The organism is Caldithrix abyssi DSM 13497, from assembly GCF_001886815.1.
In the GTDB taxonomy this organism is placed as follows: Bacteria; Calditrichota; Calditrichia; order Calditrichales; family Calditrichaceae; genus Caldithrix; species Caldithrix abyssi.
In genome coordinates this window covers 965,425-982,069 of sequence record NZ_CP018099.1, presented here as the reverse complement: position 1 = coordinate 982,069, position 16,645 = coordinate 965,425, and the positions used below count along the sequence as shown (strand labels likewise).

Below are 16,645 nucleotides of genomic sequence, written 5' to 3'. Positions count from 1 at the left end.
TTGAACTCTGATTAGACTTCTTCGTATCAGACATTATTAAAAGCTCAGCTTTAAACCGAAGAAAATCTGTCTCGGCGTACTGTACAACTCACGGCCAATCAGATGCCAATAAGCCTGGCCATTTTCCAGATTGATTGTTTCGTACATCTTTACATAATCTTCACCGCCATAAGCGCTGATAAAAGAACGAGCTCTGGCCGGGTCGATTACGCCGGAAAGCAGACCATCGTCTTCCGCGCTGCCTGTAATCTGATAAACATTAATTACGTTTTTGGTGTTAAACAGGTTGTAAACACGAGCATAAAGGGTTACAGTAAGTTTATCGGTCACGTCGAACGATTTATCTACACGCAAATCGAAACGATGATACCATGGCGTTGTGGAATTGTTAATCGGTTCCAGAGCGCGACGCGAACGCGTATCAATCATATAGTCAACGCCGGAGTCATACGGACCAGCCTGTCCGCCCGAGCTCGTAACCATCGTGTAAGGATGGCCGCTATTGAAAGAGTACAACAAGTTAATACCAAATTGTTCAAAAACAGGACCGCCGTCTTTTTTACCAAAGCGGTAATCCAGGTTAACGGTTCCACGATGCTTTTGAGCATAATCCAATGGATTCAACTGCGTAGGACGCGCCGACAGACGATCTACGGCAGAAATGTAAGAGTTCTGGCCGGAACCGGTACCTTCGGCATCCGAATAGGTATAGTTCATAATAGCCATTAAACGATTAAAACGACGCAGACGGAAACTAATCTCAACACCTTTGGTGGTTGAGAAGTCACCATTGGTCAGGATATTGTACGATTGAATCTCAGCGCCCGGTACTGGCGTAATACGATCGGTAGTAACTTCGCCTTTTACGTTTTTGTAAAAACCGGCGATGTCAATAGCCGCATACTGACCGAACTGCTGACGGAAACCAACTTCGTACTGAGTGGTGCGGATGGGTTCCATATCAAAGCCAACCGGCGTCAGGTAAAAATAACCACCACCGATTTGACGGCCATATTGATAAGAGCTGTAATAAAAGTCGTTGAACTCGTTGGTCTGGACAAACTTACCGTACTGGGCATAAAATACGGTGCGATCGCTTACCGGAAAGGAGAAGCCCAGACGCGGGGTAACATACATAAACGGATCTTTGTCGATCCATTGATCCGGTTTTACAATGCCGTTATCCTTATCGATATCTACATCGGCAGGATTTTTCAGCTTGCGATCTTTGGTGTCAAAATAATCAAAACGTAAACCTACATTAACGATCAAGTCTTTATATTCGATTTTATCCTGGATATAAGCCGCAGCAAAAACCGGTTTTTTTGCGCCGTCAAAACCAGAATCTACTTCTTTATTTCCCCATAAATCATAACCAAACACATTGCCTGCCCATTCGGCCACAACCTGATCCGGTACGGCCTCTTCGCTGCCATATACATCAACTTCCTTCATTACACCCGGGCTGATGCTATACTGGCGAATGGTGTACTGACGGGCGTTAAAACCGAACTTGACTTCGTGGTTACGCGTGATCTGGCTAACCATGTCAAATGCGGCATTCAAGTAAGTTTGTTTATTCTTGCTATAGCCGGCCAACAACGTACCATCACGCAGGAAATTGAATCCATTAATCAGATAACTATAGTCCGGATCCCATTTGCTACGATAAATTACACGACCATCGGTGTAGTCGGCAATTTTCGCGCTATCTCTCCAGGAGCGCCAGTCGGTGCCAAACCAGTCATCATGACGTTCGCCCTGAGTCAGATAATAACTTAATGTTAACTCATAGTAAGTTTTCGGATTTAAAACATGGGTAATTTTACCGCTGAGTAACAAGTTATTGTTATAGTACGGTTGTTCGCGCGTATTAAATACATTTAACATGGGCGCACGATAGGAGAAGCTCTTTGTAAAACTATAAACACCGCTTAAACGGACTTTAAAATTCTGCATATCCCACAACAAGGTGCTGTTAACCGAATGACGGTTGTACCAGTTGTTCGGCGTGTAACCATCGGGATAGGTAATCGCATCCAGTGTGTCCGGATGATAGGCCGGATTATTGGGATCATTTCTCGGATTTCTCGGGTTGGTGTCCACCAGAGGATTATTTAAATTATCCGGATACTTAAAAGTATATCCGCTGCTAAAACGTTTTGCATTATCGCCCACGTCCTGATTTTCGTAAGCAATAAAGAAACGCAAATTTTTGGTGATCGGACCGCTTGCCGTGGCGGCAATGATATGCTCGCGATAGGAATAGGTGCCCAGGAACTTTTCGCCTTCTGAAGCGAACTTATCGGTCTGAGCATCCAGAGAAAAATGGAATTCAGGTCCGCCAGTCTTCAACTCTGTACGGATGATACCAGCGTTGGCATCGCCAAATTCAGCAGTATAACCGCCTTTTAATACCTGAATTTCTTCAATAGCTTCTTGAATAACATGAACGGCATTCACGCGGTTCATCGGGTTGATGGTCGGCGCGCCATCCAGATAGTAACCATTGTCTTCGGCACGTCCGCCACGAATATGGATATTACCATCTTGCAATACCACACTGGGCTGTAAGGCAATAATTGCGTTCGATCCACGAATCGGCATGGCCTCGATTTCTTCGGTGGTCACCCTCGAAACACTCTGCGTAACATGCTTTTCTACCAACGGCCGTTCAGCCACAATAACGATCTGTTCTTCCAACTCGAGCGTTGTCGGCTCTAATTCAAAGTTTTGTTCAGTCGTCGTGCTTGCAGAAACACGCACATTTTGAACAACAACTTTGCGATAACCTACATAACTGGCCTCGATATTGTAAGTTCCAACAGGTACGTTGAGGATCACATAATAACCATCGATGTCGGTAGTAGCGCCAAGCATGGTGTTTTGAAGGACTACGTTAACGCCTGCAAGAGGTTCACCTGTCTGTTTGTCTTTAACTACGCCTACGATCTTACCCGAAGATTGGGCAAAAACCAGTATTGGCATAGCTAAGACGATTAGTAAGATAAGCACTTTTTTGAACATCCCTTAACCTCCAAATAAATTAAAACACTACGATAACAACTAAATAAAGGTTGGCTGAAGCAATATACATCAGGTCATAGGCGCCCCCTCCTCTTTTTTGGATTATACCTATATGTGTCGATTATCACAGGGAAAATATATGATTTATGTGGGAAAATGTCAAGAATTTGCTTCAATTCTCTTATGCCTGGTGCAGGCTTAATAATAGATTTGATTAAACCGTAAAAGAATTTCTTCCTACCCAACAAAAACTTTATTGTGATCTGGGTCATATTACCTTCTTTTAGTTTCGCCTAATGCCCAATAAATATCGTATATAATAATGTTATTTTCAAGTGTTTGTTGCATTTTTTTCTATTTTTCATAAAAAAAGATGTTTTAATTCTGCGGTGGCCAGCGCAGAAATCATTAAGTTTGTGCGACTTGCCATGGCGGGCATCCCACTTAAAACTTTCATGATTTAATCATTTAACAAAAGGGTAACTCAACCCTTTCCATATTTTAATGACACATTTCCTCTTTTCGTTGTTTGGTTGAATGGTTAGCAACCTGTCATTCCCATTGGTCGTGAATAGGGCCATGAAAAGAAATCAACAACACAGGTGGAAAAATTTCCAACAAAAGTCTCCCCCCCCTCGAGGGTGTCTTAAAAGCGACACACCCGGGATGCCACGCAAGTGGGGACTTTCGTCCGGAGATGAGTTTTTTATTTCAAACGCCATAGCACTAGATCTTCCAGAGGAAGTAATTTACCCTCCCCCTTACAGTTGATTAAATCAAAGCATTTTAACACTCCTTAATCAAAAAAGGGCCGCGCATTGCGACCCTTATTAAAACGATTTTCAGTTTTTTCAAATGGATGCTGATTATCTACCGCCTATTTCATGAATACCATTTTCTTCTGAGCGGTAAAATTTCTTCCGGCCTTTTCTGAAACAACCTGCATCCGATAGATGTAAACGCCATTGCTCAGTAGGCCCCCGGCGTCGTTGCGGCCATTCCACAACACCTTATATTTACCGGCTTGTTTATAGCCATTATCCAGAGTTCTAACTTTCTGCCCCAGCACATTAAAAACCTCAATCCGAACGTTGCCAGCTTGCGGCAGAGCATAAATGATTTGCGTTTGTGGATTAAACGGATTCGGATAATTTTGCAACAGAGCGTAATCTTCCGGAATGGGCTGATCCGTCAGGCGGATGGCGCTGGTGCCCGGGAAATAATAGTAATTGGTATGGTGCGTATTGGCCTGGTAATCCTGCCACACATTAGATTGCGTGCCTCTGGTTTGCTGAACATCTATGACATTCAGGCCATTAGCGCCGCCATTAATCACCTCAAAATCGTTATCGTGGTCAATATCCTGAATGCACCCAGAGCCGTTTTGTACGCCACTAAAAAGCGCCGGGAAGTTCGTGTAATCGCTGCCGTCAGGTCGCAAGCAGTAAACATAGCCGCCCTCGGTGGTGGTCATAACTTCAAACAGGCCGTCGTTATCCAGGTCGGCAAAAACCGGCGAGGTATTGATGGGCGCGTCCAGTTTTTTGGGGAATGGCGCCAGGGTATCGCCGTTAAAGTTGATCAGGTACAGTTTTCCGTAATTGCCGGTAGAATTGTTGGTGCCAAAGGCGATCTCCAATTCGCCGTCGTTGTTTACATCGCATAACGAAGGCGTGGCATTTACCGGATCAACCGTATCGTAAGTCAGCACTTCTGCGCCGGCGCTGTTCAAAATTTTTAATTCACGCCCGGTGGTCGTTAACACATAATAGATTGTGCCATTCAAATCGGCAATGACCGGCTTGTTTGCCACCCGCGCCGGCAAATCAACCGGAAAACCGCTCAGAACGCTGCCGTCCGTATTAACCACGTAAAAATCGGTGTTGGTTAACCCAAAAACCAGCTCAGGCTGGCCGTCTCCATCCACATCGCCAACGGCGACTCCCTTATCCAGAGGCGCAGAGTAACTGAGAGGGAATCCGCTCAATTCGCTGCCGTCCACCTGAATGGCATGAACATTTCTGGACATGGTGCCAAAGATGATTTCCAGATTACCGTCGCCATTCAGATCGGCCACGGTCAATTCGCTTCTTATTTGCTCGCCCACGGTTATATCCAGCATCAGGCTGCCGTCGCCATTAATAATTTTTAAATAACCGTTTACGCGCTCAGAAATAACAATTTCGTTTTGCCCGTCATTGTTCATGTCGGCAATAATGGGGCCCATGGAAACCGTTCCGCCAAGGTACATGGGAAAACCGTTTTGCAAATTGCCATTAGAATCGTACACATACAGAGAATCGCCTTCGCTCACGGCCACCACTTCCATATTGCCATCGCCCGTTACGTCGCCGGCGGCAACCGCATCAGAAACAGCAATGTTGGTAATCGGGAATCCGGTTTGATTCAACTGCGGCGTGACGGTAATATCTTCAGTATGAGAATAGGGATAGGTTCCCGTTTGATTGGCTTCTTTGGTTATTTGAATAGTCAGCGGCTGCAGGGGGGCGTCCGCGCTCAGTTCGAAGATAATATCGTCGCCGGTGTTGGTCGCCGAACCTCCGGCCGCAATATTGCCCAGACTGGCCTGATTATCGGAAAACGTAAAATAGCCGGAAGCCGAAGAAGCGGTAACCGTTACATTATTGGCGTCCTGATAGTTGGGATCGTTGGCGATGGTTAAAACGATTTTGGCGCTCTCGCCGGGATTTAATTGACCGTCGCCGTTATCATTAATAATCTCAATGGAATACGAATCCACGGTCAAATAGGGATAACTGTTGCGGGCAATGGAGTTGTAGATATTGACGCGGCCGGAGCCCAGCAGACCGGAATAATCGGGATTCAGGTCGTCGATGGGATCGGCATGGTTTAATATCTGGTCAATGTACCATTGTCTGCTTTGAGAGGGAAACCATGCTTTAAGCAGGGCAAAGCTTCCCGAAACAACCGGCGCGGCCATGGAAGTGCCAGACCAGGCGTCGTAACGGCCAGATTCCCAGTGGATGGTGCTTAAAATGGCCGTAGTCGAACCGCCGCCGTACTCTCCGCCCGGCGCGCTAATATCGATGGCCGATCCCCAGTTGGAATAGGACGCTTTATGATCGGTGTTGTCTGTGGCGGCCACCGAAATACATTTGGAATAATCCGCCGGATACTGCGCATTGCCCAGCCCATCATTGCTTTTATTGTCGTTTCCGGCGGCGCCAATCACCACCGCGCCATAGTTATCCGAAACATCGTCTAAAATACTTTGCTCATAAGATGAGAGAAAAAGACCGCCCCAGGAACAATTGATAAATTTGGCGCCTAATTTTGCCGTGTACAAAATGGCGTCGTATCCGTTAATAATTCCCGGGCTGGCATTGGTAGAATCCGAATCATAGCTGTTTTTGGTGCCGATGATCTTCACTCTAAAGGCAACTCCGGCAATACCCTCGTTATTATCGCCCATGGCGCCCACAATTCCGCTGACGTGCGTACCGTGGCTCAGGGCATCATCAACGCCCGAGCTTGGGGGACGAATATCGTTGTTATTGTCGGCAAAATCCCAGCCGCGCACATCATCCACATAGCCGTTGCCGTCGTCATCCACCCCGTTGAGATCCACGCTGGTAAACTGCCCGTCGCCATTGATGTCTTCTCCGGGATTAATGTACAGCACATCGCTTAACTCCGGATGCTCATAATCCACGCCGGTATCCACAACGCCGACCAGAATATCCGTACTGCCCGGCGTATTGGGCGCCCACAATCCCCAGGCGTCGTCGGCCTGTATTTTGTTGATGTACCACTGCTCGCTGTAACGGGGATCGTTGGGCACATACGGATCCACCTGCGCCTCGTCCATCACATAATAAATGCCCTCAAAGTCTGCAGAATGGATTTGCGGAACCGCGGCAAATTCATCTCTGATTTGCCGTAATTCTTCGCTGGTGTAAGGGCTCATAAATTCAACTCGATACACTTTAGTCAGATCGATTTCGCCTACCACATCGCGGTCATCCGCCGAGCGCAACCACTTTTCCAGCACTTTAGCCTGGTATTTTTCCAAAAGCTCATTTAAAGGGGCAAGATCGCTCTGCGGTTTGCCGTTTTTGTACAAAATGGTTAAATCCGGTTGATCGCGATGCAGGCAAAACAAAATGCGATTGAGATGATACCCCTCATTTGCCCACAAAATTTGAGCAAATATCAGTAAAATAAAAAAGAAACGCATCATAACTTCTCCCTACTTTGGTTACTTAATATATATCAATCTTTTTATGATTTGACCATGATCTGTCACATCCGCCTGCAACAAATACACACCGGAACTTACGTATTGACCTTTCTCGTTCCGGCCGTTCCAGAAAAAGTTTAGATGATCGGCCGCGGGACGATTATCGGCCAGCGTTTTAACCAGGCGTCCCCGGATATCGAAAATTTTAAGCGATATTTTTTCCCGCCGCGTTAAACCAGAACCCGCAATGTTAATTTTTACCGACGCATTAAACGGATTGGGGAAAACCTTAAGTGCGAGTTCCTCCGGCACGATTCCTTTATTTACGATGGCCGTGGCGCTGGCGGAATCGATTTCAAAAAAGGCCGTTCTTTGTTCATTGCCTAAAAAGGCTGACCAGCTAAGTGTATTTGAATTCGCCTCAGGCAAATCCAGCGCGGCAATCCGCCCTTCGCCCGATACAACAACCTCCCGGTCGCCGTCTCCGTCCAGATCGGCCAGCGAAGCAAAATTATTCAATGTGTAAGGTAATTGCACCGGCGAGTAAAATGTCGGCTTAAACGCTTCGTCAAAAATCGTCACCGCGCCTTTGATATCCACGGCAACCAGCCGCAGTTGATCCGCGGCATAAAAAACCAGCGGCGGCGAATTAATCTCCGCGCCGAGTCTGAATAAGTATCTTTTATTCTGCGAATCGTAACCGATGAGTTGATTTTCCTCATCCACAAAACAAAATTCGAGCAGGCCGTCCCTGTTCAAATCCATTAAAAAAGGATCCATTTTCACATCGGCGCGTAAATTGACGCTGAGTTTAAACGAGCCGTCCGGCTTTAGTAATAACAGTTGATTGCTTTTGGTAATGACGCCGATAAACGCGCCGTTGCGATCTTTAGCGATTAGTGGCGTAAATTTCACATTGCCCGGCAGCTCTACCGGCCAGCCTGCAAGTTCAGCGCCGTTTCTGTCGAATAAATGCAGGGTATTGTCGAAGGCGCTGACAACAATCTCCTTTCGACCGTCTTCATTTACATCGCCAATGGCCACGCCCTCCGGCGCTATGGAAGAAAGCGCAACAGGAAATCCGGGCAACTCTTCGCCAGATAAGGCCAGGACGTGCAGTTTTTTGCGCATGGTGGCAATAATAATTTCCGGCTGTCCGTCGCCGTCCAGATCGTCCGCCGCAAAACTGCCGTAAACCACCTCGTTCAAATCCCTGTCTAAAAGCAAAGAGCCGTCCGTTTTAAACACTTTTAACTTACCGTAATTGCTGAGTACGGCGATCTCTTGCTGCCCGTCGCCATCCAGATCGGCCACAACCTGCGGAACGCGATGGTATTCGCCAAGGTCAATCGGAAAAGGAGCGACAACCTGTCCGGCGTCATTCAGGAGGATGAGTTGATTCTCATCATTGATAAACGCCAATTTCACTGTGGAATCGGCAGAAGCCTTTACAACGGAAATGGGCGCATTATTCATCTTAAACGAGCGAGGAAAGTGCTCCTGATACATGGAAAGCAACAGTTGTTTTTCGTAAAACTCGCGCAACGGCTCACCCGCTTCGTTTACGCCTTCGATTATAAAAGAAATCTTTACAGGCCCGTAAGGATGCGCCGCGTCTGGCACAATCGTAATATCGCCCGGTGCGCTCCATTGCTCGCTGCCCTGCGGCATATCGCCGATAACGGCCACAGAATCGGTGATGTGCAGTAAAGAGTCTTCTGCAAAAGCCACAATGCGCACATCAAAAGCCGGCCGCCAGCCTTCCTTATTGACCAGCTTTAATCTGATGTTAATGCTTTCGCCGGGGTCTATTTGTCCGTTGCCGTTCAAATCGTCCCATTGTAAAGTATCTTGCAGTACGGCCACATTCGGCAAAAAATGCGGACCGATTGCATTGTACACATTAACCTTTCCCGAGCCCAGCAGCCCTGCATACGGCTGGTTTAGCGCATCCAGCGGATCTGCCGCCTGTAGAACTTTTTCCACCAGTTGATCGGGCGAAAGCTGCGGAAAAAAATATTTAACCAGCGCAATGGAACCGGCTACCACCGGGCTGGCCATGGAAGTGCCCTGCCAGGTGGCGTAGCCCCCCTTGTAATAATGAATGGTGCTAAAAATCCCCACGCCTGGCGCGCTGATATCGATGACATGACCGTAATTAGAAAAAGAAGCCTTGCGGTCATCCGGCCCCAGGGCGGCCACAGTAACCACCCCATCCAGATCGCTGGGATAAAAATGATTATTGTCGTTGTTATTGTTATCGTTGCCTGCGGCAGCCACCACAATCGCCCCGTAATCCTGACGCACCATGTCGATTAATTTCTGCGCCACCTCATAATAGCCCTGCCCGCCCCATGAACAGTTAATGACATCCGCGCCCAGCTTGGCGCAGTAAAGAATGCCGTCGTAGGCATTGTACAAATAACCGTGACTTAAATCGTCGTCCCGGCTGTGTTTGGTGCCGATAATTTTGTATCCCCGGGCAATACCGCTGATTCCCACTCCGTTATCAGCCATGGCTCCGGCAATGCCCGCCACATGGGTGCCGTGACTCAAAATATCATAGCCGCCGGAGTTGGGCGGACGAATATCGTTATCGCCGCTGCTGGAATCAGAGGCGTAAGAAAAATCCCAGCCGCGAACATCATCCACAAAGCCGTTGCCGTCATCGTCCAGGCCGTTTAAATCGGCCTCCGTCATTCGCCCGTCGCCATCAATATCCTCGCCGGGGTTGATGTACAAAACCGGCTCCATTTCAGGATGGAGATAATCGATGCCCGTATCGACGATCCCGATTAATATCTCGCCCTCCGGTTGTTCAACCTGATCCATCAGGCGCCAAACGTAGCGCGCCATAATCTTTTCAAGATAGTACTGACGCTCCAGGTAGGGATCAGAGGTGGTAACCGGCGCAATGGGCACGGCAATCTTAACCATGGGTTCAAACGAAACCTGCTCAACCTCCGGAAGGGCCTGCAACTCTTTAATTGCCAGTTTGGGTGAAGACGATTTTTCAAAGTAGAAACGGTAAACTTTGGTGAAATCGATGCCTTCATACACATCGTTCTGATCGGCCGATTTTAACCAGCGTTCAATGCGCGTTACGCGGTATTTTTGTAAAATGCGAGATAATTGCGGTCGATCGAGGGACGCCTGGAGCCTCACTTTACCGGTGGGCAGGGGCTGCGCCGTACGTTTTAAAGCGACCAGCAGCTGATTTTGAAAAACTTCTTGCGAGAAGGCGGAGGTTATTACCGCAAAAACAAAAATCAGAAAAAACACCTTAAAACTTTGGGAAAAATCTACATTAACCACCGCCCCAATATCGCGCCTGTAATCTCTACTAATATTGCCGGTTTGGCAAACCATGCTGGATGCGGCGCCGCTCTTATGTAAGTTTTCTGATTCTCTCAAAAGCTTCTTTTTTAACTGCATACTAACAACCTTTTTTATCGCGTTTGTGGCTCCATAGAAACCAGCCCCGTACCTTATTTAATCAATAACAAACGGCTCACACGTGATTGATGCCCTATTTTTACCCGGTAAAAATAAATACCAGAGCTCAATATTTTTCCGGCGCTATCCCGGCCGTCCCACCGAATTCGGTTAAGTCCCGCATTGAGACGTTTTATGGATTTTTCGAACACCAATTCGCCCAGCACATTGTAGATGTAAAGCTGCAATCCAGAGGCCGTTAATTGCCCCGGTACATTTACCTGAATAACGGTTTGATGGTTAAAGGGATTGGGATAGTTGGCCAGCAGTTCAAAAGAATCGGGCAGCGGCCGCTTTTCTTTGTCCGCAATGGCTGAAACGGGCACCCCAAAACTACCCGTCCGATGATTGTTTCCCTGATAGGTGTTCCAGGCGTCCACAAACCCTGCATCTGTCGGAAGGTCAATGGCCAGCAATGCCGACTGCGTACTGACCAGCACTTCCGTATCGCCATCGCCGTCCAGATCGCCCAGCGCCGGAACCGAGCTAACGCCTTCGCCAAGATCGACCGGGAAATTGGTTACTTCGCGTCCGTCCAGTTTAATTAAATGTAAAACGCCCTGATTGACAACCGTTAAAATTTCGAGCTGGCCGTCATTATCCACATCAAAGCTAACAGGCGCGGTTTGCGGTGTGCCATCTAATTGCAAGGGGAAAACATCGTTAAAAGAAGCGCCATCCGCTTCCAGTAAATACAGCCTGCCATCAGCAGTTATGGCGCAAATTTCCGGCGCGCCGTCCTGATTAACATCCGCAAGCATCAGGCCTCCGGTCACGCTTTCACTCAAAGCGCGTTCAAACTTAATCTGCCCGTTTTTGTTTAAAACGACAATTTTATTATCCAGCGTGGCCACGGCAATAAACAGGCTGTCTCCATATTTTCCGATCACCGGATTTACGACAACACGCGTACTTAAATTTACCGGAAAGCCAGGGAGCGAATCGCCATTGCTTAAAATGACGTGCAATTTACCGTCAAAGGTTCCGATCACGAAATCATCCATCTCGTCGCCGTTCAAATCGGCCACGGCTCCGCCTAAATTGACCAGACTGCTCATGGCACGCGGAAAACCGTTAATTTGCGTGGAATCGAGGTTAAAAATATGGATGTTTCTGTGCATGGTGCCAAAGGCCATTTCCAGTTCAGGGTCGGCGTCAAAGTTTCCGACGACCAGGTCGCCATAAACCGGTTCGTCCAGCTTAAATTCTTTTTTTATTTTACCGTCAAAGCCGACCACGCGCAAAATGCCCCGGCGATTTACGGTAATAATCTCCTTCTGACCGTCCAGATCAAGATCGGCAATCACCGGCGCGGCGCTGGTGGCGTCCACCTCAAGCGGAAAGCCGTTTACCTTGCGCCCATTTTGATCATAAACCGTCAACTGGTTCTGATTGGTAATGCCCACGATCTTATTTTCTGAAGCGTCTTTCACAAAGGTCATGGCCAAGCTCAGGCCAATGCCGTTAAGCGGAAAGCCTGTTTGATTGAGCGAAACGGCTAAAACAAGCTCTTCCGTACTTTCGAACCAATATTCCGATGTGTCGTTGGCCGTGATTTTTAATTGAAAACGTAAATCCTGCAGCGGCGCCTGAGGATCGATCCGCACACGCGGCCGGAACTGGTCGAGAATGGTGTCGGCGCCGGCGGGCAATTCGCCAATCCAGAAAAGCGAATCCAGCACAACAGCGTAGGGCGAGCTGGATTTTAAGACCGCGCGGACATGATAGGCATCCTGCCAGTTTATTTTATTGGCCAGCGTAAGGCTAAGCGACAGGGTGTCTCCCGGAGCTGGCGTTTGCCCGCCGGAGGTTTCGAATTGAAAACTTTTTAAGGAAATATTCGGTAAAATTTCGCGGGCAATGGCATTAAAAACGTTTACACGCCCCCTGCCCAACAGGCCGCGATAAGAAGGATTAACATCATCGATGGGATCGGCCGCGTTGTACAGACGCTGCAGCAATTGATCGCGCGAATCATTCGGGAACCAGGCTTTTAACAGCGCCAGGGCGCCGGCCACCACCGGCGAAGCCATAGAAGTGCCCTGCCACGAGGCGTAAGAGCCGGCATTGGCGTGAATGGTGCTTAAAATAGCCGTGGCATAGCTGGAGCCTTCGCCGCCGGGCGCGCTGATATCGACCACGGTTCCAAAATTAGAGTAATAGGCTTTTTTGTCGTCGATGCGCACCGAAGCCACGCACACCGCGTTATCATAATCGCTGGGATATTGCGGATTGTCGTCATTGTTGTGACCGTCGTTCCCCGCGGCGGCCACCACAATGGCCCCGTAATTTTGAGCCACATTGTCCACAACCAGTTTGCCGTAAAAATCGTAGCCGCCTCCCCAGGAACAATTGATGATTTTTGCGCCTAACTTGGCGCAGTAAAGCACGCCCTGATAACCTTTAATAATCCCTGGCTGGGACAAATCGCTATCTTTAGCGTGTTTGGTTACAATCAATTTACTACGGAATGAAATGCCGGAAATCCCCACGCCATTATCGGTTAAGGCTGCGATGATGCCAGCCACATGGGTTCCATGGCTCAATTCCTGACTCGGACCGGCCTGTGGCGGCCGTACGTCGTTATCTTCGTTGGCAAAATCCCAGCCTTTAAAATCGTCTATGTAGCCGTTGCCGTCGTCGTCCACGCCGTTGCTGTCAATGGCCGTAATTTTCCCATCGCCATTCACATCCTCGCCGGGATTAATAAACATAACATTCTTCAAGTCTGGATGGGTGTAATCCAATCCCGTATCCACCACGCCCACCAGCACGGTAGAATCGCCGGGCAGGCTATTTCTCCACAAGCCCCATGCCCTGGGCGCGCCAATATTTTCCAGATACCATTGACGGTTAAAATAGGGATCCCCCGGGATATAAGGCTCGAACGATCCTGAAACGCGATTTACCGCTTCCAGGGCAGCCGAATGCACATCTTCGATCAGTCGAAATTTTTGTACAATTTGCGTCAACTGATCCATTGATTTTTGATCTTTAAACACCACTCTGTAAATATGAGAAAGCCGTACGCCGTCAATCACATCCCGCTCATCGGCCATGGGCAGCCATTGTTCAATTTTTTCCACTCCTATTTCGCTTAGCAGCCGATTGATGGCCGCATAGTTGGTGGTAAGATTTTTCCCCTGGCGGGATACGCTCAAAGGCATACGATCCGATTTTAGGCAAAACAATATTTCCTTATTTTGATATTCCGGCGTCCCTGCCATCAAAGAGCCGAACCATGCAATCATTAAACCAACGATTAGACTTCGCGTAAGCACGTTTACTCCTAATTTCTTCACAACTATTAAAACTTTTCCCTTAAAAATCCCAAAAGTTTTGAAATAAAAAAATCTCAAAGGGGACAGCAATCCCCTTTGAGATTGTAGGTTAACACAATGTGTTCATTACATTATTTAATAAGCAACATACGACGTTGTAACGAAACATTTTTCCCTTTTAACTGATAGATATAAATACCAGAACCCACCGGACGTCCGGACAGGTTGGTTCCATCCCATTTAACGGTGTTCAAACCGACTTTAGCCACGCCGTCAAACACGGTGGCCACTTTCTGGCCGAGCACATTGTAGATATTGATGGTTACTTTTTGGCCGCGCGCATAATCCGGAATAACAAAAGGAATGGTCGTGGTCGGATTAAATGGATTCGGGAAGTTGCGTCCCAGATAATAGCGACTGGCCACCAGCGGCATATTTTTATCGTACAGGCCGGTCGGAAAATCGGTGCGCGAAGTGTCAAAATAGGCGTGAACCAGCGCATCCAGATCAGCCTGCACAATGGTGCCCGTATCGGTATCTACATAGGTATGGCCGTCTATGGAATCAGACTCGGCAAAGATTTTGGGGCCGTTTCCAAAACGCTTTAAGCCGATGTAAATGCTGCCGGAATCCACCGCGATGCTGTCGTCGAAGATCAAACGATTAAAGCCAAATCCCAGGCCGCTTTTGTTTAAATAACGCAACCTCGTTCCCGGCAAGCTATCCACGCCGTCGTCATCCCAGAAGGTAAACTGATAAGCGCCCACCACATTGGTGCCTGTGGTGTCCAAGGCAACTTTAAAACCCTTTAAATCCATGGGATAGGCAATGGGCGTAAATTTAACGTAAACCAGTTTATTGACAGGCGCCACAACAACGGTATCGGGCATGGAACGATCGTAGGCCAGTTCCCAGATCGTGGCAGGAATGACCTCATCGCCCACCAGCGGCGACGAAAAGTCAGAAGTTCCCTCATACAGCGCCACCGACCGCAGGGTGTAATAATAGGCCTGGAATGGTTCGATATCCGTATCCACATAAGCGTTTGTATCGCTTACTTCAGCAATCAGATGAACGTATTGATCGCCCGGCGTGGTACGCCATACCTGAATAATTCGATTTTCCAGCATATCCCATTGAACGGTAATGGTGGTATCAACCGGGTTAACCGATACCTCAATGCCCGTGGGCGGTTCAATGGTTTTAACCGGGGCATAAACCACCACATCGTCGAACATCAATCCCATGCCGATGGGCTCGTCTTCATCGGACCAGAAGCGCCAGCGTAAATAGACATCCTGACCGGCATAGCGCGAGATATCCAGCGGCGACATATTGCTGGGATAATTCCAGAAATAGGAGAACCAGATCCATTGATCAAAACCGAAGGCAAACACCCATTGCTCGCCGTTGGGGCCTATCCAGGCCGCTTCCCAGTCGGTGCTATCCACCGCGCGCACATCCACGCGCCAGTATTCTACATCGGGAAAAGCATCGCCGTCGGCAAAGTAAGGCATGTGCGTAAAGTCGATGTAAATGGGCGTGGTGTCGGGCAGGGCGATGGGCCCGGTCACAAAGACGTTATCCATGTATGGGTTATAGGTTGCCAGCGGATCAAAGGTTTCGCCGCTGTTTTGAGCGACCGCAAAATGCGTCGGCGACGGGGCGAAATGCGGCAGGTAGGCGTCCATCTCATCCAGATACTCCACCACATGCCACAGGTTTCCGCCTTCCGGCGGGATAAATTCGATATCCCGGGCCATCATACCGTCTTCTTCGCCATTATTGAAGAAAAAGACGGAATCTTCGCTGGCGATCAAAATACTATCCACCTGCCATCCAAAAAGATCGGGGCCGCCATCGGCTGTAGAATAGCCCATATCGGCCGCAAAGGCGAAGCGGATCATAATGGCCGTATCGGGTTTTACAAAATCTTTTAAACTGATCATCTCTTTGCGCCAGTTTAATTGTTCGCCGGCCCAACCGGGGATGCCCAGTCCTTCATTCTGCCCCTGAGAGGGGTGGCCAAAGGCCCAGCTATTTTGCATGTTGTAGTTGTTGAAAGGCAGCACAATCCACGTTTTTCCGCTGTCGTACGAAATTCTGACATTCATGGCGTCCCAGCCGTCGTACGGATCTTCTGCGCCGGCGGTGCCTTCTATTTTAAAACGATGCCAGAATGAAAACACGGCATTGGTATCGTCAACCATAAAGGGCGGGGTGTCCAGCACCTGATACCAGTGGTTTGCGTAACCGCCCACATCGCCCAGACTGGTGTCGGCCAGCCACCAGCAGGTGCTGTCCATGGCATTCCAGGTGGTAACATGCCAGTATGAAGGGCCGTGTTCCGGGCGGGGATGGGTTAAATCAATGGCTTCCCAGCGGTGCCAGATGCCATCCGGTTCAAAATTTTCTTCAAAAATAATACCGCCTTCAAAACCAAACTGATTGACGCTTTGAAGATGGTTTTGCTGCTGTACCTCTTCTTTAAGAACCTTAAATTCTACCTGCTCCTTTTGCTTTTGCGGGAAAAAGGTACGCTGCTGCTTTTCCGATGCCAGCAGTGTAGAACCCAGCAAAAACAGTGAAAGCCATAGTACCAATAAATACTTCATACCGA

Annotated in this window: 5 protein-coding genes; all 5 read right to left on the bottom strand. The window is 48.4% G+C overall.

What is annotated here, in order from left to right; all coding sequences use genetic code 11:
* Positions 1-36: 36 nt before the first annotated feature.
* Complete coding sequence (locus tag Cabys_RS03905) at positions 37-3,027, bottom strand: TonB-dependent receptor (RefSeq protein WP_006928857.1); 2,991 nt, start codon at positions 3,025-3,027, stop codon at positions 37-39.
* An 877-nt stretch (positions 3,028-3,904) separates the two neighbouring features.
* Positions 3,905-7,249 (bottom strand): S8 family serine peptidase, encoded by a 3,345-nt coding sequence (locus Cabys_RS03895; RefSeq protein WP_006928856.1) that lies wholly within the window; start codon positions 7,247-7,249, stop codon positions 3,905-3,907.
* Between the two features lie 18 nt (positions 7,250-7,267).
* A complete protein-coding gene (locus Cabys_RS03890) occupies positions 7,268-10,684 on the bottom strand; it encodes a S8 family serine peptidase (RefSeq protein ID WP_006928855.1) in 3,417 nt (1,138 codons plus the stop codon).
* 53 nt (positions 10,685-10,737) lie between these two features.
* On the bottom strand, positions 10,738-14,025 hold the full coding sequence (locus Cabys_RS03885) for a S8 family serine peptidase (protein WP_006928854.1): 3,288 nt from the start codon (positions 14,023-14,025) through the stop codon (positions 10,738-10,740).
* 131 nt (positions 14,026-14,156) lie between these two features.
* Entirely contained in the window at positions 14,157-16,640 is a 2,484-nt protein-coding gene (locus tag Cabys_RS03880; RefSeq protein ID WP_006928853.1) for a T9SS type A sorting domain-containing protein, read from the bottom strand.
* Between the last annotated feature and the right edge of the window lie 5 nt (positions 16,641-16,645).